Origin of the sequence: Methylobacterium sp. DB0501, from assembly GCF_011043735.1 — a bacterium.
Classification (GTDB): domain Bacteria; phylum Pseudomonadota; class Alphaproteobacteria; order Rhizobiales; family Beijerinckiaceae; genus Methylobacterium; species Methylobacterium alsaeris.
Map to the genome: position 1 here is coordinate 202,949 of NZ_JAAKGV010000004.1, position 18,420 is coordinate 221,368.

Consider the following 18,420-nt stretch of genomic DNA (forward strand, 5'->3'; position numbering starts at 1 on the left):
CGAAAGCGGCGTTGACCGGGCCGGGGCGCCTCCGGTATGTTCTTGCTTCGTTCGGGCCGCCCTGCCCGCTCAAGAGCGTCCCGCTGCCATGGCGCAGGCCACCTCCCCCGGCTCTTCTTCCGGCAAGGCCCCCTCGGGGAAGACGCTGTTCTTCTTCGAGAAGCCCTCGGCGATGCGCCAGGTGCAGCGGTTCTTCCGCTCGACCAGCACGGTCTGCGTCGCGGCGGAAGGGCACCTCCTGGAGGTGGCCGAGCCCGGGGAGATCCGGCCGGACTGGAAGCCCTGGCGCTTCGATGCGCTGCCGATCGCCATGGAGCGCCTGCCGGTCGCCCCGGGGCATGGCCGCTCGGGCCAGTCGCACGCGCCGAAGCTCGCGGCGATCCGCCAGGCGCTGACCGGCGTCGAGCGGGTGATCATCGCCACCGATCCGGGCCGCGAGGGCTCGATGATCGCCTGGGAGGTCCTGGAGCATCTCGGCTGGCGCGGCCGGGTCGATCGCCTGCGCCTCGGCGCCCTCGACGAGATCTCGATCCGCCGCGCCTTCGGGCTCCTGGCGAGGGAAGACGATTCGGGCGAGCGCGACTATGCGGCCTATCTCGAGGCCCTGTGCCGGCAATACGAGGATTGGCATCTCGGCCTCAACGGCACCCGGGCGGTGTCCCTGCGCCTGCGCCCGCCGGCCTTCCGCGAGCCCTGGCGCTTCGGCGGCGTGCAGACGCCGACGCTGGCGATCCTCGCCGACCTCGAGGAGCGCATCCGCAATTTCGTGCCGCGCGACTTCTACAAGATCGCCCTGCCGGTGACGACGGAGAGCGGCGCGAGCCTGACGCTCTGGCATGCGCCGAAGGAGAAGATCTTCGCGATCGAGGAGGCCGAGACGATCCGCGACGCCGCGACGGGCTGGGCCGGCCCGCTCGCCGTCGTGCAGAAGGACGTGCGCCGGGCGCCCCCGAAGCTCTTCTCGAAGGACACCCTGGCGCGAGCCTGCGCCAAGCGCTTCGGCTGGGATCCGCAGGTGACGGCGCGCCACGCGCAGGCGCTATACGACAAGGGCTACCTCACCTATCCCCGCACCGAATCGGTGCATCTCCCCGAGTCGCAGGCCAAGGACGCCGCCGCGGTGATCGCCGCGATCGCGACCGCCGACAAGGACATCGCCGCCCACGCACCCGACACGCCGCAGATCCGCCGCGGGCCCAAGGGCCATTACGTGAAGGACCCGGGCGAGCACCACGCCATCGTGCCCCTGCGCAAGGTGCCGGGGCCGGGCGACGTGGCGCCCGAGGCGTTGCGGCTGTGGCTGCTCGTCGCCAAGACCTTCCTCGCCGCCCACATGGCCGACGGGATCGACGCCCGCACCACGGTCACGGCCGAGGTGGCGACGCCCCTGGGACAGAAGCGCTTCGCCATCACCGGCAGCGTGGTGAAGGTGCCGGGCTGGCGCGCCCTCTACGGAACCGAGGCCGACGAGGACGAGGTCGTGCCCGGCAAGGCCAGGGCCGACGACGAGCCGACCACCGGGCGCCTGCCGCCAGTCCGCGACGGCGAGGCCGGCCGGGGCGGCGAGCCGGTGATCGAGACCGCCCGGACCGAGCCGCCCCGGCGCATCACCCGGGGCGAGCTGCCGGTGGTGATGGGCCGGCTGATCGACCAGGTCGAGGACCCGGCCCTGAAGCGCGCCCTGGAGAACCCCGCCAACCCGACCGAGCCGAAGGGCCTCGGCACCGCCGCCACCCGCGACGCGGTGCTGCCGAAGCTGATGAAGAGCCACTACGTCACGCTGCTCAAGGGAAAGGACCCGGCCATCACCGTGACGGAGGTGGGCCTCGCCTTCGTGGCCGCGGTGCGGCGGGTGTTTCCGGCCTATGGCGACCCGGTCGGGCGGGCGGTGTTCGAGTCGGAACTCGCCGAGATCGGCCGCGCGACGACGAGATCGGAAGCCGTGCGCCGGGCCGAGGTTTTTCGCCAGCGCACCCGCGAGCGGGTCGAGGCGCTGATCGGCGCGGTCTCGGGCGCGGATCGCCTGGAGGTGGACGCCCAGGCGCCTGCCAGAGGCGGCGGCCGCGCGCCGACCGCCGCCATGGTGTCCTTCGCGAAGTCCCTGGCCGCCCGCAAAGGCATCCCCCTCCCCCCGGAGGCGACCCGCGAGGCCGGCGCCTGCCGGGTCTTCCTCAACACCCATGCGGGCCCCCGACATCCCGCGGGAACGGAATCGGCCCCGGCGGCCGACGGCGCCACCCGTCCGCCGACCCCGGCGATGCTGCGCTTCGCCGCCTCCCTCGCCCGCGAGAAGCGCATGGAGGCGCTGCCGCCCGAGATCGAGACCGACTTCGCGGCCTGCCGCGCCTTCCTCGACGCCCATGCGGGCGGCGACGGCGCGCGCGCGGGCAAGACGGCTGCCGCCCGCGAGGCCCCGGCGAAGAAGACCCGCCGCCCCCGCAACCCGGCAGGCCCGGCCCGCGCCCCCCGCCGTCGGCGCGCTGCCGGCGGGGCGTGAGGCGGCGCCGGCAAACAATCGCCCGCGCGCCCGCACGAGACGGCTGGACAGGCGATCAGGGCGTCTCTATACCGCCGCTCAACGCCGCTGCCCCAGGCAGCCGGCGGGCCCGGGTAGCTCAGTTGGTAGAGCATGCGACTGAAAATCGCAGTGTCGGCGGTTCGACTCCGTCCCCGGGCACCACTTCCTTATCATCGGTAAGGGTGGTGCCGTCCTTCTCATGAGGACGATCTCTGGTGCTTGGACCGTCGCCTCGCGCGGCCGGTGCGCCCGGGTAGCTCAGTTGGTAGAGCATGCGACTGAAAATCGCAGTGTCGGCGGTTCGACTCCGTCCCCGGGCACCATTTATCTACTCGCGTAACTTGCTCACATCGTCGGAAGATTGGACGCGGGTTGATCCGTCGGCTTGATCGACGTTGGATCGACGCCATTCGTTTTCTTCGAACTGACCTGACGCCCTCCGTGCGTTCCAGGCCGCGCAGCACACCCAGGAATGACGCCGAGGGTGGCTGGGGTTTGATCTGACTAGCAGCCGAATGATGCATCATCCAAACCGAGCTGCCGAACAACGGGAACACGCTCGGGCAGCTGCAAGAACATTGCAGCCGTGAAGGATCAGCCCGCCTGGGCGGGCCGCGCTGCCGGCCCCTTCGCCGCCGGCCCCTTGCCGGCCGACGCCGCCCTCGCCTGCCACAGGTTGAGCGGCACGGTCAGGAGCACCGTGCCGAGCACCCACCAGGCCGGGCGCACGTCGTAGGAGAAGTCGAGATTGGCCGACAGCACCGCCTGCGCCGACACGTTGGTGGCGAGCGCGTACCACAAAGCCTCCAGCCCCGCCGTGGCGAGGCCGGACGCCACGCTGAGACCCAGGAGCGGCAGCGGCGCGGTCGGCACCTTGAACCGGTGCATCAGCCGCCAGCCCATCAGAGCCAGGAACAGCCCGCTCCAGTAGACCGGGTTCGAGACGTCGATCTTCGACTGGATGAAGAAGTGCAGCAGCGCCAGGGCGGTGAGCGGGTAGACCAGCCGGTGCAGCCGCGGCCAGGCCTTGCCGAGGCGGCGGATCATCCCGTCCGTCGAGGTGACGCCGAGCACGACGAGCCCGAGCAGCCCCGCAAAGCCGATGGTGAGATAGATGCGGAACGCGATCTCGCTCGCCACCCGGGCGAGATCGAACTTCTGGTCGGCGACGTAGAGCGTGAAGTGGACCACGGCATAGGCGAGCGCGGTGAGCCCCAGCATCCGCCGCACCAGGATCAGCTTCGGCGCGTTGGCGATGCGCCGCATCGGCGTGACCGCGAGCGAGAGGATCAGGAACCGCACCGACCAGTCCCCCATGGCGTGCAGGTAGGCGGTGAGCGGCTTGGCGCCGAGCTGGTCGAGGGCGTAGGCCCCGGTGAACCACAGGCCGGGCGCCAGCGCGAGGAGGAAGACCGCGAGCTTGAACCGCGACAGGCGGCCGGCCCGGTCGAGCCACGGCCAGGAGATCTTGGAAGTGGAGATCTTGGACGTGGAGATCTTGGAGGGAGAGAGTCCGGACGGGGTGGCGCCGGAGGGAGCGGCGATCCGGGAGTGGACGGTCATGCGGGAACCGGGTGCGGTGCGGAATGCGCCACAGATAAGCCGCGAGCAGCGGTTTGACCCGTGCCGCCGACCACACGATGGCGTGAGAGGCCTTCGCGGGCGCGGAAGCCCGCCCCTTGAGGAGATCCGCCGTGCCCCGCACCGCCCTCGCCGCCGTCCTGATGCTGATGCCGCTCGCGGCCCACGCCGCCTGCACCGCGCCGACGCCGCCGCCGGCGAGCGAGAAGCCGGCGAAGCCCGCCCCGCCGCCGAAGCCCGCCTGCCTCGACGCCAAGGGCGGCTGCCCGGGCTGGGAGGCCTACACCTACAATGACGGGATCAAGGCCTACAACGCGCAGCTCGGGCCGTACCGCACGGGTGCCGAGGCCTATGCGCGCAAGCTCAAGGCCTATGCGGATGGCAGCGTGGCCTACGCGAATTGCGAGATGCAGTCGCTGCAGTGACGGGGGCGTGGCCGGCTCTCTCGCATGGCCGACCTGCCGCCATCGCGGTCGACGTGCCGTCGCCCGGGACGCGGCCCGTCGATGCGGGAGCGAAGCCGAAGCTCTGTCCCCCGGCACCCGGCGAACCGATGCGAGCGAGAAGCTCTGGCGCCCCTTCCGTGTCCCGGGCATCCATCACCGCCGGGCCGGCGACGAGGTCGAGCCCGCCCTCCAGCAGGACGGCGGCCTCGTCCTCGATCCGCCGGGCATCGAACCCGCCATCCCGTCCCGGTTCGAGGAGCCGTGAGCCCCTGCGCTTGACCCCCCGGGCAGCGGATGCGACAGGCGGCCCAGCATCTTGCGCGCGAGCCCCTGCATGACCGCCTCCCTCGACCTCCTCGTCCTCGGCAACGCCATCGTCGACGTGATGGCCCGCACCGACGAGGCCTTCCTGGTCCGCGAGGGCGTGCACAAGGGCGCGATGCAGCTCATCGACGAGGAGCGGGCCGAACACCTGTTCGGTGTCATGGGACCGGCCACGATCATCTCGGGCGGCTCGGGCGCCAACACGGCGGTCGGCGCGGCGCTGCTCGGCGCACGCGCCGGCTTCATCGGCAAGGTGCGCGACGACGAGCTCGGCCGTCTCTTTTCCCACGACCTCAACGCCACCGGCGTCCGGTTCGGCGTCGCCCTGGCGCAAGAGGGTCCCGCCACCGCCCGCTGCTTCATCCTGGTGACGCCGGACGGCGAACGCACCATGAACACCTATCTCGGCGCCTGCCAGGGCCTCACCGCCGCGGATGTCGACGAGGAGACGGTCAGGAGCGCCCGCCACGTCTATCTCGAGGGCTACCTGTGGGACCCGCCGGCCGCCAAGGAGGCGTTCCGCAAGGCCGCGCAGATCGCCCACGGCGCCGGCAACAAGGTCGCGCTGACCCTGTCGGACGCGTTCTGCGTCGACCGCTACCGCGACGAGTTCCTCGGGCTCATCCGCGACGGCAGCCTCGACATCCTGTTCGCCAACATCCACGAGCTGAAGAGCCTGTACCAGACCGCCGATGCCGACACGGCGCTGGCGGCGCTGCGCCGGGAGACGGGGCTGCTCGGCGTCGTCACCCGCTCGGAAGAGGGCGCCCTGGTGGTCTGGGGCGACGAGACCCGATCGGTGCCGGCTTCGGCCGTCCGCGAGGTGGTCGACACCACCGGCGCCGGCGACCTGTTCGCGGCGGGCTTCCTCGCCGGCCTCGCCCGCGGCCTCGACCATGCCGATTGCGCCCGCCTCGGCGCCGTCGCGGCGGCCGAGGTGATCTCCCATCTCGGTGCCCGGCCGCAGGCCGACCTCACGGCGCTCGCCGCGCAGGCCGGCCTGAAGGCCTGACAGATCGGCGGCGCTTCCGTCAGAGCTTGACGGGTGCTAAGCCGGCTTCGCAACACTGGGCGCCGGTTTCGCGACGAAAGCCTGCGCCCCCGGAACCCGAGCGTCGCACGCCCGTCACGCGCGTGCGGCACCGGGATCAAGAAACCATCCGCCAGGGAGCGGCCCCGTTGGTCGAGAACCGCCGCTTCGGCAACCTGATCCCGCACCTCGTGCTCTGCCTCGGGGTCGGCATCGTGGTCTTCCCGGTCTACCTGGCGCTGATCGGCTCGACCCACGACGCCGCCACAATCGCCAACGGCCAGATGCCGCTCTGGCCGGGCGGCCACGGCCTCGAGACCTACCGGCGGGCGCTGACCGAATCCGGCATGGCCGGCGCTCCCGTCGGGCTGATGCTCCTCAACAGCACGATCATGGCGCTCGCCATCGCGCTGGGAAAGATCTCGATCTCGCTGCTCTCGGCCTACGCGCTGATCTACTTCAAGTTCCCGTTCCGGCAGACCGCCTTCTGGGCGATCTTCGTCACCCTGATGCTGCCGGTCGAGGTGCGCATCTACCCGACCTACAAGGTCGCGGCGGACCTGCAGCTCCTCGATACCTATGCGGGCCTCGCCCTGCCGCTGATCGCCTCGGCGACGGCAACGCTTCTGTTCCGCCAGTTCTTCCTCACGGTGCCGAACGAACTCGTCGAGGCCTCCCGCATCGACGGGGCCGGGCCGGTGCGGTTCTTCCTCGACACCCTGCTGCCGCTCTCGCGCACCACCATGGCGGCCCTGTTCGTGATCCAGTTCCTCTACGGCTGGAACCAGTATCTCTGGCCGCTCCTCGTCACCACCCGCGACGACATGCAGACGGTGGTGATCGGCCTGCGCAAGATGACCTCGATCACCGACCAGCTCACCGAGTGGCAGATCGTCATGGCGACCGCCGTGCTGGCGATGCTGCCGCCGGTCGTGGTGGTGTTCGCGATGCAGAAGCTGTTCGTGCGCGGCCTGGTGGAGACCGAGAAGTGACCTCTTTCCGTACGATCGGACGCGTCTGATGGCCGGCCTCGCCCTCGACAACTTGCGCAAGACCTATGCCGGCGGCGTCGACGCGGTGCGCGGCGTGTCGCTCGACGTGCCGGACGGCGCCTTCTGCGTCCTCGTCGGCCCCTCGGGTTGCGGCAAGTCCACAGTGCTGCGGATGATCGCCGGCCTCGAGACCGTGACCTCGGGGGCGATCACCATCGGCGCGCGAAACGTCAACGACGTCGAGCCCGCCGACCGCGACATCGCGATGGTGTTCCAGAACTACGCGCTCTATCCCCACATGCGCGTCTACGACAACCTGGCCTACGGGCTGCGCAACCGCGGCACCCCCAAGGACGAGATCGAGACCCGGGTGAGGGAGGCGGCGCGGCTGCTCGGCCTCGACGCGATGCTGACGCGCTACCCGCGCCAGCTCTCCGGCGGCCAGCGCCAGCGCGTCGCCATGGGGCGGGCGATCGTGCGCAAGCCCCAGGTGTTCCTGTTCGACGAGCCCCTGTCGAACCTCGACGCCAAGCTCCGCGTGCAGATGCGGGTCGAGATCCGCCGCCTGCAGCGCCAGCTCGGCGTCACCACGGTCTACGTCACCCACGACCAGGTCGAGGCGATGACCATGGCCGACCGGCTGGTGGTGATGAATGGCGGAGAGATCGAGCAGGTCGGCACGCCGATCGAGATCTATCGCCGCCCGGCCACCCGCTACGTCGCGACCTTCATGGGCTCGCCGCCGATGAACATCCTGCCCGCCGAGGCCGTGGCGGGGGGCGTGCGGATCGACGGGACGGTGATCCCGGTGACCGGCCTCGCCCCCGGCACCGCCGTCGAGGCCGGCATCCGCCCCGAGGACCTGCGGATCGCCGGGGACGGCCTGCCGTTCCGCATCGCCTTCGTGGAGGAGCTCGGCGCCACCCGCCTGCTGCACGGGCCGCTCGCCGGCACCGACGTGGCGGTGCAGGTCCCGGCGGGCTCCGCCCCGCAGGAGGGCGACACGGTGCGGCTCGCCATCGATCCGGCCGCCCTGCACCTGTTCGACCCCGCCACCGGGCGGCGGCTGGCGCAGGGCTGACCGGAGGCCGGCGGCATTCCCGACGGCCAAGCCGCGTCGTAAGCAGGCGATGGACATGAGCGCCATCCCGCAAACGGGAGGCGCGCCACTGGGAGGCTCGGTCTTCGTGCACAAACCCCTCGCCGGCATCAAGGTGCTCGAACTCGCCCGCATCCTGGCAGGGCCCTGGATCGGCCAGCTCCTGGCGGATCTCGGCGCCGACGTGGTCAAGGTCGAGCGGCCGGGCGTCGGCGACGACACCCGCTCCTGGGGCCCGCCCTTCGTCGAGGGGGCGGAGGGCGGCACGCTCTCGGCCTCGTATTTCCACTCGACCAATCGCGGCAAGCGCTCGATCGCGGCCGATTTCGAGACGGCGGAAGGCCAGGCGGTGGTGCGCCAGCTCGCCTCCCACGCCGACGTGGTGATCGAGAACTTCAAGGTCGGCGGCCTGAAGAAGTACGGGCTCGACCACGAGGCGCTCAGCGCCCTCAACCCGCGCCTCATCACCTGCTCGGTCACCGGCTTCGGCCAGGACGGCCCCTACGCGCCGCGCGCCGGCTACGACTTCATGGTCCAGGGCCTCGGCGGGATCATGTCGCTCACCGGCGAGCCCGAGGGCGAGCCGGTCAAGACCGCGGTCGCCTTCGCGGACGTGTTCACCGGGGTCTACGGCACCGTGGCGATCCTCGCCGCGCTCCAGGGCCGGCACGCCACGGGCAAGGGCTGCCACATCGACATGGCGCTCCTCGACACGCAGGTCTCGGTGCTCGGCAACCAGGCGCTGGTCTATCTGGTCTCCGGGATGCTGCCGCCCCGGATGGGCAACGAGCATACCAGCATCGTGCCCTACCAGGTCTTCCCGACCTCGGATGGTCACATCATCGTCGCCTGCGGCAATGACGGGCAGTTCCAGAAGTTCTGCACCGTGCTCGGCACGGCCTGGCACCTCGACCCGGACTATGCCACCAATCCGGGCCGGGTCACCCGCCGCGACGTGCTGATCCCGCTCATCGCAGCCGAGACAAGCCGCCACAGCAAGGCCGACCTTCTGGCACGGCTCGGCGCCGTCAACGTCCCGGTCGGCCCGATCAACGACCTCGCCGAAGTGTTTTCCGATCCGCAGGTGGTCCATCGCGGGATGCGCCTCGACCTGCCCGATCCGCGGGCGAAGGGCGGCACGATCCCGAGCGTGCGTTCGCCGATCGTCATCGACGGCGTGCCGATGGCGGCGGAAACCGCCTCGCCGCAGGTAGGGGACCATACGCAGAGCGTGCTGGCGGACCCGGCCTGGGGCGGGTGACGGATGGAGATGGCTGGCGTCGAGACTGTCCGCGGCGCCGCCGCACCTTCCAGTACGGGTCCGGCGGATACCGGATCCTGGGCACCAGATTGTCGCGAGATGGAAGCTCGCCCGACACGTCGAATCGACGCGACCAAGCGTGACATCATCCTGACGACCGCCGGTCTGGTCATCGTCCAATATGTCGTGAACGTCGCCGTGATCACGTTTTTCATAGTGATGTAGGCTGGCTGAGATCGGGAAAGAACATGGCGCGGGATCCCCGCTCCCGAGTGGGAGAGGGATCGGGGCGAGGGTGGAGGCGGCTCGGAATTGCACTCTGACCGTCCCGCTGTCAGCGGGACGGTCAGAGCTTAATCTTGAAGCGTAGCACCCTCACGCGGGATCTCCGATCCCCTCGACCCCTCTCCCATTCGGGAGGATCCTGCGCCTTTCCTGCCGCCGCCAGATGCTTTTAGATGCCGACAGAGGACAGACCCATGACCGACGCCCCCCGCCCCCGCACCGGCGGGCAGATCCTGGTGGACCAGCTCGCCCGCCACGGCGTCGGCGACATCTTCTGCGTGCCCGGCGAGAGCTACCTCGCGGTGCTCGACGCGCTGCACGACGCCGAGATCCGCCTCACCGTCTGCCGGCAGGAGGGCGGGGCCGCCATGATGGCGGAGGCGCACGGCAAGCTGACGGGCCGGCCCGGCATCTGCTTCGTGACCCGCGGGCCCGGCGCCACCAACGCCGCCCCCGGCCTGCACATCGCGCGGCAGGACTCGACCCCGATGATCCTGTTCGTCGGCCAGATCGAGCGGGCGGCGCGGGAGCGCGAGGCGTTCCAGGAACTCGATTATCGGGCGGTGTTCGGCACCATCGCCAAGTGGGTGACGGAGATCGACAGCGCCGACCGGCTGCCGGAGCTGATCGCCCGCGCCTTCCACGTCGCCACCGCCGGCCGGCCCGGCCCGGTGGTGATCGCGCTGCCCGAGGACATGCTGGTCGAGACCGCGACGGTCGCGGACGCCCCCGCCTTCCGGCCGGTCGAGACCCATCCGGCCCTGTCCCAGATGGTCGCGCTCCAGACCATGCTGGCGCAGGCCGAAACGCCCTTCGCGATCCTCGGCGGCAGCCGCTGGACGGCGGAAGCCGTGCGGCGCTTCTCGCGCTTCGCCGACCTGTTCTCGCTCCCCGTCGCCTGCTCGTTCCGGCGCCAGGGACATTTCCCGGCCGACCATCGCTGCTACGCCGGCGATCTCGGCCTCGGCGTCAACCCGACGCTGCTCGCCCGGATCAAGGAATCCGACCTGCTCCTCGTCGTCGGCGGGCGGCTGTCGGAGATCCCGTCGCAGGGCTACACCTTGCTGGACATTCCAGGTCCACGCCAGCGCCTGGTCCACATCCATCCCGATCCCGAGGAGCTGGGCCGCGTCTACAGCCCGGCGCTCGCCATCAACGCCAGCCCCACCGCCTTCGCGGCGGCGATCGAGACGGTGCAGCCGCCCCGCGCCCTGCCCTGGGCCGCCGGCACCGAGGCGCTGCACGCCGATTACCTCGCCTGGAGCGACCCGACCCGGATCACCACGCCGGGCAGCCTCCAGATGGGCGGCGTGATGGCCCACTTGCGCGAGACGCTGCCGGCCGACGCGATCCTGTGCAACGGCGCAGGCAACTTCGCCACCTGGATCCACCGGTTCTGGCCGTTCCGGGCCCATGACGGCCAGCTCGCCCCGACCTCGGGCTCGATGGGCTACGGCGTACCCGCCGCCATCGGCGCCAAGCGCCTGCTGCCCGAGCGCACCGTCGTGGTGGTGTCGGGCGACGGCGACTTCCTGATGAACGGCCAGGAATTCGCCACCGCCGTCCAGTACGGGCTGCCGGTGCTCGTCATCCTGGTCGATAACGGCATGTACGGCACGATCCGGATGCACCAGGAGCGGGAATATCCCGGCCGCGTCTCGGGCACCGCGCTCAAGAATCCCGACTTCGCCGCCTACGCCACGGCCTTCGGCGGCTACGGCGAGCGGGTCGAGCGGACGGAGGACTTCCCGGCGGCCCTGGCGCGGGCGCTGGCCTCCGGCCTGCCGGCGATCTTGCACTGCCCGATCGACCCCGAGGCGATCACCCCGACCACCACGATCCAAGCCTTGCGCGACCGGAAGCGGGCCTAGTCTTCGTGCCTCTCCGGCCGACCCCGGCGGCGCCGGGACCCTCCGCGTCGTCCCGCGGCCGCCGAAGCGGGGCCCGGGACAACCGGACGGCCGTCCGTTCCGTCGGGGGCCGGTCGAACAGGGTGCGATCGTGAAGCCGGGGCAGCCCCACGCGCGTTAGCGGGCATCGATCCAGCCCACGACGCACGAGGCTCCGATGCCCCTCCCCGCCCCGCTCGACCGCGCCGACGCCGTGGTCTTCGACGCCTACGGCACCCTGCTCGACGTCCATTCCGCGGTGCAGCGCCATGCCGGCGCCGTCGGTCCGGAGGCGCGGTCGCTGTCCGAGACCTGGCGGCAGAAGCAGCTCGAATATTCCTGGGTCCTGTCACTGAGCGGCCGCTACGCGCCGTTCTGGACCCTGACCGAGCGCGCCCTCGACTACGCCCTCGACAAGCATCTGCAGGTCGACCGGCATTCACAGGTCGACCGCAGCAAGGTCCGGGCGGACCTGCTCGAGGCCTACCGCGCGCTCGACGCCTACCGGGAGGTGCCCGCCACCCTGGAACATCTGCGCCGCGCCGGCCTGAAGACCGCGATCCTGTCGAACGGCGACACCGGCATGCTCGACGCGGCGGTGAAGGCGGCGGATCTGGGCCGCCACCTCGACGCCGTTCTGTCGGTCGACCCCGCCGGCACCTTCAAGACGGCGCCGGCCGCCTACGCCCTGGCGACGGACGCCCTCGGGGTCGCGCGGGAGAGGATCGTGTTCCTGTCCTCGAACCGCTGGGACATCGCCGGGGCGGCGGCCTACGGCTTGACCCCCGTCTGGGTCAATCGGACGGGGCAGCCCGACGAATACCCGGACCTCGCCCCGGTCCGGGTCATCCGTTCCCTCGACGGGCTCTTGACCTGACTACTCGCCGGCCACCGGGCGGGCGGAGCCCGGGACCCCGGCGGCGGCGGCCGCGCCGCGGCGGTAGATCAGCAGGGTCGCGAGGAGTCCGCAGGCGCCGGCGAAGGCCATCCACAGGCCCGGCGCCGCCTTGTTGTCGAGCTTCTCGATCAGCCAGGTCGAGACGACCGGGGTGAACCCGCCGAACAAGGCGGTGGCGAGCGAGTAGGCGAGCGAGAAGCCGGTGGTGCGGACGTTGGCCGGGACGATCTCGGTCAGCGCCACCACCATCGCGCCGTTGTAGCTGCCATACAGGAAGGACAGCCACAGCAGCGTGAGCAGCATGTTGGTGAACGAGATGTTGGAGGTCAGCCAGGCGAGCGCCGGATAGGCGGTGAGCAGGGTCAGCGCCGAGAAGGCCAGCAGGATCGGCTTGCGGCCGATCTTGTCCGACAGCGCGCCCATCACCGGCAGCCAGAACAGGTTCGACAGGGCGGTGCAGAAGGTGACGATCAGGCTGTCGGTCTCGGTCAGCTTGAGCACGCTCTTGCCGAAGGTCGGGGTGTAGACCGTGATGGTGTAGAACGACACCGTGGTCATCACCACCAGCAGCATGCCGAGCAGGACGATCTTCCAGTTCTCGCCCAGCGACTTCAACACCTCGGGCAGCGACGGGCGGTGCTTGCGGTGCAGGAATTCCTGGGTCTCCTCCAGCGAGCGCCGGATGTAGAACAGGAACGGCACGATCAGGCAACCGATGAAGAACGGGATGCGCCAGCCCCACTCGGACATCTGGGCCGGCATCAGGGCGCGGCTCAAGCCGAAGCCGATCAAGGCCGCCACCATCACGGCGACCTGCTGGCTGCCGGATTGCCAGGAGACGTAGAAGCCCTTGCGGCCGGGGGTCGCCATCTCGGCGAGGTAGACCGACACGCCGCCGAGCTCGACGCCGGCCGAGAAGCCCTGGAGCAGGCGGCCGATCAGCACCAGGAACGGCGCCGCGAGGCCGATGGTCTGGTAGGACGGCACGAAGGCGATGAGGATGGTGCCGGCCGCCATGATGCCGAGCGTCACGATGAGGCCCTGGCGCCGGCCGATCCGGTCGACATAGGCGCCGAGGAAGATCGCCCCGAGGGGCCGCATCAGGAAGCCGGCGCCGAAGGCCATGAAGGTGAACATCAGCGAGGCGAACTCGTTCTCGGCCGGGAAGAACGCCTTCGCGATATGGCTCGCATAGATGCCGAACAGGAAGAAGTCGAACATCTCCAGGAAGTTGCCGCTCGTGACGCGCAACACCGTGGCAACCTTCGACCCCTGCGGACCGTGGACCGGACCTGCCATGCTCATTCCCCTACCTTGGGCTCCCTCGACTGGCCCTCTCTACAGCGATCCCAGACACGTTTGATACAAAAATTTCATCCCGCGAGAATCGGTGGAGGTTGTACTCCGCCCGGGTTACCAACAGGGAGGTGCCGCCGGGACAAGTGCACGAGGCATCCCCCGGGAGGAATCATGACGAGGATCGCATTCATGACCACGACGTCGCGCCCTTACAGCGGAGCACGCCGCCGCCTCGCCCGGATGGCCGCCGGCCTGGTGGCAGGGCTCGTCCTCGCCGCCCCGGCCAAGGCCGCGGAGGTGCGGGTGATGATCTCCGGCGGCTTCACCGCCGCCTACCAGGCCCTGGTGCCGGGCTTCGAGAAGAAGACCGGCGACAAGGTCGAGACCGCCTACGGCCCCTCGATGGGCACGGCGCCGGAGGCGATCCCCGTGCGCCTCGCCCGCGGCGAGCCGGCCGACGTGGTCATCATGGTCGGCTACGCCCTCGACGCCCTCGACAAGGAGGGCAAGATCGAGCCCGGCACCAAGGTGGCGCTGGCCGATTCCCGCATCGCGCTGGCGGTGAAGGCCGGGGCCAAGGTGCCGGACATCGCCACCCTCGACGCCTTCAAGAAGGCGCTGCTCGGCGCCACCTCGATCGCCTATTCGGACAGCGCCAGCGGCGTCTACATCGAGAAGGAGATGTACAGGAAGCTGGGGCTCGAGAAGGAGCTGGCGCCCAAGAGCAAGATGATCGTCGCCGAGCGCGTCGGCAACGTCGTCGCCCGGGGCGACGCCGAGTTCGGCTTCCAGCAGATCGCCGAGCTGAAGCCGGTCAAGGGCATCACCATCGTCGGGCCGATCCCGCCGGAGGTGCAGAAGGTGACGGTGTTCTCGGCCGGCATCCCGAAGGGCGCCAAGCACCCGGAGGCGGCCCGCGCCCTGATCGCCTGGCTCTCGTCGCCGGAGCATGCCGCGACGGTCGCCGAAACCGGGCTCGACCCGATCAAGGCCCGCTAACCCCCGATTCACGACACGGAGAATCCGAGCGATCGGATTCACCACCTCTTCACGCCGGGCAGGCCCTGATGGGTCCCACACAACAGGTCTCGCGCCGCCCGAGAGGGCGGCACAAGCGGGCGGGGACGGCATCATGAAACAGGGTCGGACGCCCGGAGCGGCGGCGCGCGGTGCCGCGCCGCTGCTCCGGCAGCGGAAACAGGACGGCATGCTCGCGCATCAGCGCTACCTCGCGGCCCCGGGCTACCATCCGGGGGCGCTGGTGATCGCAGCCCTGGGGCCGGCCGTCGGGGCGGCGGTCCTGGCGGGGATCCTGGCGGCGATCGCGCTGGGGGTGCGGGTCACGCTCTGAGGGAGGGACGGAGCGGCTATCCGTTCCCTGAGGGGCGGCCGGACCGCCCCGTCGCGAGGCGACCGGGCCGTACACCGGAAGGCCGGCGATTCGGGACGAGGCGAAGACGCGGTCCAGCCGGCCCGATCGAGCCGACGATCGCGGAGACCGGATGCCCGGCAGGCTTCCCCGCCGGATGACGCAGGGAACGGGCGGACCGCGCACCGGCTCGACTGGCCGCACCGATCGAACAATCCGGGCGGCCCGACTTTTCGACATCCGGTTCTCTGCGCGACATCCCCACCGGTGCCGGCCCCGCCACGACGGAGAACGGCGGCGCGCCCGCGGCAGAGTATAGACGATCGATCCGATCCATGGTGAATCGGGCGCTCCGTCCCGTCGGGGCCGCATGCGTCGCGGGCCTCGAGCCGGACTGTCTCGCAAAGATGGTCTGCGCCCGGAGAGAGGATCGATCGTGGTTGGTGCTTCCACAGGCTCCGGGCTCGCACTGTGCTATGCTTACAACAGAGGCGGGATCAACAACCAGAAGATCGCCCTTCTCGGCCTGTTCCTCAAGGCGGCGACCGAAGGACCGCCGCGCATCGTCCTGCCCGATCTGGTGATCTTCGATCAGATCAGCTTCGTGCATCGACGCGTGCCGATTGCCACGGCGTTCGACGTGGCCCGCCTGGCGGAATTCGCGGACACGATCGGCGTCACCATCGTCGCGGGTGACGCACAGGGAGACGAGGGCGGCTGGGAGTTCTTCCATCACGGCGAGAGCCGGATCGCGGGCGCGGCCGTCTCCGACCGGCTCGATTCCGAGAGCGTCGTCGTCCGGTTCTTCCGGGCCCTGGTGCCGCGGGTGCGGATGTCGGACGACGTGCTGAGGCTGCGGGACGTCGTCTTCGATCAGCTCGGCATCACCCATGTCGTGCAGATGCGCATCGAGCCGGACTGGGACTACCACGTCAGCCACCGGCTGGACCCGGAGGTCGGGCACAACGAGGACAACCGGCCATCGGCCGAGACCATCCTGCGCAAGCTCCGCGCGAGCGTCCCGGGCGGCCGGCTGAAGGCCTTCATCCTGTGCGACGAGGCGGCGCTCGCCGTCGGGAAGGACCGGATCCGCAGGCTGGCAGAGGACGGCTACGAGATCGAGATCACCTGGAAATCCGACCTGTCGCAGCGGTTCGAGGCCCGGCACTCGAACTTCCTCGACCTGTCCCTCGCGGATTTCGAGATCGCGCTCGCCTCCCGGTCCTTCGTCGGAACGTCGCGCTCGACCTTCGCGGGCATGGCCGCGCTCGAACAATTCGCGCGATCCGGCAGTGCCGGGAGCCACAGCGTCTACAACATGCTGGGGCCGAAGCTGGTCGAGCGCTGCGACAAGGGGGCGTTCCGCCCCGCACGCCTGGCGACCGCCCGGGACCTCCGGGACCCGTCCTGCGGCTACGAGCTCGGCCGGATCCTGGAGGCCGCCGGGGATCTGGCGGCCGCCCACGACCGCTATGCGGCACGCGGCGAGTATGGCGGGCCCGACCGGGAGGAGGTCTATCTGGCCCTCACCGGCGCCGCCCGGCTGAAGGCGGCGCTCGGGGCTGCGCCGGACGACGTCATCGGGGCCTTCGCGCAGGCCGCCGCCACCCTGCCGTCGCGGGCCGAGGCGCTGCATGGCGCCGCCCTGTACGCGCGGTGCCAGGGGCGATACGAGGAGGCCTGCGCCTTCGCCGCGCGCGGCCTCGCCGTCGCGCGGCCTTCCGCCGGCCGGGACATCGAGAGCAGCGTCTACGACTGGGCCCTGCTCGACGAATACGCGGTCGCGACCTCGTGGACCGGGCGCCCTCTGGAGACGCTCCGGGCCTGCATCCGGCTCCTGACGGAGGCGGCGATGCCCGGCGAGCATCGCGACAGGATCGTCGCCAACGCGAAATTCGCCATCGACCGGCTGGCGGGGCTCTGACGCGGCGCCCGGCGACGCGGCGCCACCCCGCGCCAATCGGCCGGATTGCCGGCCCCCGGCCTTCCGCCGCAAGGTGATGCCCCATGCGGCGCCACGTTCCCATCGTCCTCGCGGCTCTCCTCGCCCTCGTGGCGACGGCGCTCCTCGCCTATCAGTGGCTCGGGCAGCCGACGACCCTGCGCGTCGCCGTCGGGCCGGCGGGGAGCGAGGATGCGCGCCTGGTCGCGGCGGTCGCCCAGGCCCTCGCCCGCACCCACGAGGACGTGCGCCTGCGCCCCGTGACGACGAGCGGGGTCGCCGAGAGCGCGGGAGCGGCCGAGCACGGCAAGGCCGACCTCGCGGTGGTGCGCTCCGACGTCGGCATCCCGGCGAGCACCCAGACGGTGGCGATCCTGCACCGCGACGCGGTGCTGCTGCTCGCCGCCGACCCGAGCCTCGCTGCGGTGCCGGACCTGCGGGGAAAGCGGATCGGGATCGTGCGCAACCCGGCCGGCAACACCCGGCTGCTCGCCAGCATCCTGGAGCATTACGACGTGCCGGCCGACGCCGTCACGACCGTGCCCCTCGGCGACGGGCGCGAGGCCGGCGAGGCCCTGCGGGAGGGCCGGGTCGACGCCGTGATGGTGGTGAGCCCCCTCACCGGCCGCACCGCCAGCGAGGTGGTGGCGGGCATCGCCAAGGGAAGCGGGAACTCGGGCAGCGGGAACTCGGCGGGGAGTACCCCGAGCTTCATCCCGATCGGCGAGGCGGCGGTGCTGGCCCGGCGCTGGCCGGCGCTGGAGAGCGTCGAGATCGCCCGCGGCACCTTCGGCGGCACGCCGCCGCGGCCCGCCGAGGCCTTCACCACCGTCGGGGTCAGCCACCGGCTCGTGGCCCAGGCGCACCTGTCCGATTCGACCGTCTCCGAGCTGACCCGGCTGCTCTTCGTCAACCGGCCGGGCCTCGCCGCCGAGGTGCCGCTCGCCAACCAGATCGAGGCGCCCGACACCTCGAAGAGCGCGTCGCTGCCGGTGCATCCCGGCGCCCAGGCCTATTACGAGGGCGAGGTCGAGAGCTTCTTCGAGCGCTACGGCGACTGGTTCTATCTCCTGGTCATGTGCGTCTCGATCCTGGGCTCGGCCGCCGCGACGCTGGTGTCGCGGGCCGCCAACCGGTCGCGGGCCCGGGACATGGCGCTCCTGCGCCAGCTGCTCGCCATCGTGCGGGCGAGCCGCGACGTCGAGGACGAGCTGGAACTCGCCGACCTCGAGCGGCAGGCCGACGAGATCCTGGCCGCCGCGCTCGCCCGCGCCGGGACCGGCGCCATCGACAATGCCGGGGTGGCGGCCTTCACCCTCGGCCTCGATCAGGCGCGACGGGCGATCGCGGAGCGCCGCGCCATCCTGCTGGAGCGGCACGCCCATTCCGTCGATCGCGGACCGGACCCGCTCTCCGCCGCGGCGGAGTGACCCACTCGGAGACGGCCCCCTCTTGCCTAGGGAGCCTCTTGCGAAGTGGCGCCACAC

At 71.0% G+C, this 18,420-nt stretch carries 15 protein-coding genes and 2 tRNA genes; 15 read left to right on the plus strand and 2 right to left on the minus strand.

Going from position 1 to position 18,420, the window contains the following annotated elements; genetic code table 11:
- Nucleotides 1–88 precede the first annotated feature (88 nt).
- From G4G93_RS08245 to G4G93_RS08255, 3 genes are all read left to right on the plus strand, one after another.
- Entirely contained in the window at nucleotides 89–2,497 is a 2,409-nt protein-coding gene (locus tag G4G93_RS08245; RefSeq protein WP_206289619.1) for a type IA DNA topoisomerase, read from the plus strand.
- A 107-nt stretch (nucleotides 2,498–2,604) separates the two neighbouring features.
- A tRNA-Phe gene (locus tag G4G93_RS08250) sits at nucleotides 2,605–2,680 on the plus strand.
- An 85-nt stretch (nucleotides 2,681–2,765) separates the two neighbouring features.
- Nucleotides 2,766–2,841: transfer RNA gene (locus tag G4G93_RS08255), tRNA-Phe, on the plus strand.
- 271 nt (nucleotides 2,842–3,112) lie between these two features.
- On the opposite strand, the gene G4G93_RS08260 is transcribed toward G4G93_RS08255, so the two are convergent.
- Nucleotides 3,113–4,081 (minus strand): sulfite oxidase heme-binding subunit YedZ, encoded by a 969-nt coding sequence (locus G4G93_RS08260; protein WP_165083008.1) that lies wholly within the window; start codon nucleotides 4,079–4,081, stop codon nucleotides 3,113–3,115.
- 161 nt (nucleotides 4,082–4,242) lie between these two features.
- Here G4G93_RS08260 and G4G93_RS08265 point away from each other — a divergent pair, with 161 nt between their 5' ends.
- The 8 genes from G4G93_RS08265 to G4G93_RS08300 all read left to right on the plus strand — a co-directional run bounded on the left by G4G93_RS08265 (nucleotide 4,243) and on the right by G4G93_RS08300 (nucleotide 12,302).
- Entirely contained in the window at nucleotides 4,243–4,524 is a 282-nt protein-coding gene (locus G4G93_RS08265) for a hypothetical protein (RefSeq protein ID WP_165083234.1), read from the plus strand.
- A gap of 355 nt (nucleotides 4,525–4,879) precedes the next feature.
- Entirely contained in the window at nucleotides 4,880–5,881 is a 1,002-nt protein-coding gene (locus G4G93_RS08270; protein WP_165083010.1) for an adenosine kinase, read from the plus strand.
- Between the two features lie 167 nt (nucleotides 5,882–6,048).
- The gene (gene ugpE, locus G4G93_RS08275; RefSeq protein ID WP_165083012.1) at nucleotides 6,049–6,891 is read left to right on the plus strand and encodes a sn-glycerol-3-phosphate ABC transporter permease UgpE; all 843 of its coding nucleotides are present in this window, start codon (nucleotides 6,049–6,051) and stop codon (nucleotides 6,889–6,891) included.
- 28 nt (nucleotides 6,892–6,919) lie between these two features.
- Nucleotides 6,920–7,972: an ABC transporter ATP-binding protein gene (locus tag G4G93_RS08280; RefSeq protein ID WP_165083014.1), complete on the plus strand. Its 1,053-nt coding sequence runs from the start codon at nucleotides 6,920–6,922 to the stop codon at nucleotides 7,970–7,972.
- Between the two features lie 106 nt (nucleotides 7,973–8,078).
- Nucleotides 8,079–9,251 carry a CaiB/BaiF CoA transferase family protein gene (locus G4G93_RS08285; protein ID WP_165083016.1) on the plus strand — a complete coding sequence of 391 codons (1,173 nt, stop codon included), beginning with the start codon at nucleotides 8,079–8,081 and terminating at the stop codon, nucleotides 9,249–9,251.
- A 9-nt stretch (nucleotides 9,252–9,260) separates the two neighbouring features.
- Nucleotides 9,261–9,476, plus strand: coding sequence for a hypothetical protein (locus G4G93_RS08290; RefSeq protein ID WP_165083019.1), 216 nt, complete (start codon nucleotides 9,261–9,263; stop codon nucleotides 9,474–9,476).
- Nucleotides 9,477–9,730: 254 nt separating this feature from the next.
- Nucleotides 9,731–11,407 (plus strand): thiamine pyrophosphate-binding protein, encoded by a 1,677-nt coding sequence (locus tag G4G93_RS08295; RefSeq protein ID WP_165083021.1) that lies wholly within the window; start codon nucleotides 9,731–9,733, stop codon nucleotides 11,405–11,407.
- 196 nt (nucleotides 11,408–11,603) lie between these two features.
- The gene (locus G4G93_RS08300) at nucleotides 11,604–12,302 is read left to right on the plus strand and encodes a haloacid dehalogenase type II (RefSeq protein ID WP_165083023.1); all 699 of its coding nucleotides are present in this window, start codon (nucleotides 11,604–11,606) and stop codon (nucleotides 12,300–12,302) included.
- On the opposite strand, the gene G4G93_RS08305 is transcribed toward G4G93_RS08300, so the two are convergent.
- The gene (locus tag G4G93_RS08305) at nucleotides 12,303–13,622 is read right to left on the minus strand and encodes an MFS transporter (protein WP_165083025.1); all 1,320 of its coding nucleotides are present in this window, start codon (nucleotides 13,620–13,622) and stop codon (nucleotides 12,303–12,305) included.
- Nucleotides 13,623–13,793: 171 nt separating this feature from the next.
- On the opposite strand from G4G93_RS08305, the gene G4G93_RS08310 reads away from it, so the two are divergent.
- The 4 genes from G4G93_RS08310 to G4G93_RS08325 all read left to right on the plus strand — a co-directional run bounded on the left by G4G93_RS08310 (nucleotide 13,794) and on the right by G4G93_RS08325 (nucleotide 18,363).
- Nucleotides 13,794–14,621 (plus strand): molybdate ABC transporter substrate-binding protein, encoded by an 828-nt coding sequence (locus G4G93_RS08310; protein WP_409513821.1) that lies wholly within the window; start codon nucleotides 13,794–13,796, stop codon nucleotides 14,619–14,621.
- 208 nt (nucleotides 14,622–14,829) lie between these two features.
- Entirely contained in the window at nucleotides 14,830–14,973 is a 144-nt protein-coding gene (locus G4G93_RS08315) for a hypothetical protein (protein ID WP_246736615.1), read from the plus strand.
- Between the two features lie 454 nt (nucleotides 14,974–15,427).
- Entirely contained in the window at nucleotides 15,428–16,915 is a 1,488-nt protein-coding gene (locus G4G93_RS08320) for an O-fucosyltransferase family protein (protein WP_165083029.1), read from the plus strand.
- Nucleotides 16,916–16,998: 83 nt separating this feature from the next.
- Nucleotides 16,999–18,363 carry a TAXI family TRAP transporter solute-binding subunit gene (locus G4G93_RS08325; RefSeq protein WP_165083031.1) on the plus strand — a complete coding sequence of 455 codons (1,365 nt, stop codon included), beginning with the start codon at nucleotides 16,999–17,001 and terminating at the stop codon, nucleotides 18,361–18,363.
- Nucleotides 18,364–18,420 lie beyond the last annotated feature (57 nt).

Excerpts from the sequence above, each read along its gene's own strand:
- G4G93_RS08245 (WP_206289619.1), top strand. The coding sequence starts at position 89 with ATGGCGCAGGCCACCTCCCCCGGCTCTTCTTCCGGCAAGGCCCCCTCG.
- G4G93_RS08260 (WP_165083008.1), bottom strand. The coding sequence starts at position 4,081 with ATGACCGTCCACTCCCGGATCGCCGCTCCCTCCGGCGCCACCCCGTCC.
- G4G93_RS08265 (WP_165083234.1), top strand. The coding sequence starts at position 4,243 with ATGCTGATGCCGCTCGCGGCCCACGCCGCCTGCACCGCGCCGACGCCG.
- G4G93_RS08270 (WP_165083010.1), top strand. The coding sequence starts at position 4,880 with ATGACCGCCTCCCTCGACCTCCTCGTCCTCGGCAACGCCATCGTCGAC.
- G4G93_RS08280 (WP_165083014.1), top strand. The coding sequence starts at position 6,920 with ATGGCCGGCCTCGCCCTCGACAACTTGCGCAAGACCTATGCCGGCGGC.
- G4G93_RS08290 (WP_165083019.1), top strand. The coding sequence starts at position 9,261 with ATGGCTGGCGTCGAGACTGTCCGCGGCGCCGCCGCACCTTCCAGTACG.
- G4G93_RS08295 (WP_165083021.1), top strand. The coding sequence starts at position 9,731 with ATGACCGACGCCCCCCGCCCCCGCACCGGCGGGCAGATCCTGGTGGAC.
- G4G93_RS08300 (WP_165083023.1), top strand. The coding sequence starts at position 11,604 with ATGCCCCTCCCCGCCCCGCTCGACCGCGCCGACGCCGTGGTCTTCGAC.
- G4G93_RS08305 (WP_165083025.1), bottom strand. The coding sequence starts at position 13,622 with ATGGCAGGTCCGGTCCACGGTCCGCAGGGGTCGAAGGTTGCCACGGTG.
- G4G93_RS08310 (WP_409513821.1), top strand. The coding sequence starts at position 13,794 with ATGACGAGGATCGCATTCATGACCACGACGTCGCGCCCTTACAGCGGA.
- G4G93_RS08315 (WP_246736615.1), top strand. The coding sequence starts at position 14,830 with ATGCTCGCGCATCAGCGCTACCTCGCGGCCCCGGGCTACCATCCGGGG.
- G4G93_RS08325 (WP_165083031.1), top strand. The coding sequence starts at position 16,999 with ATGCGGCGCCACGTTCCCATCGTCCTCGCGGCTCTCCTCGCCCTCGTG.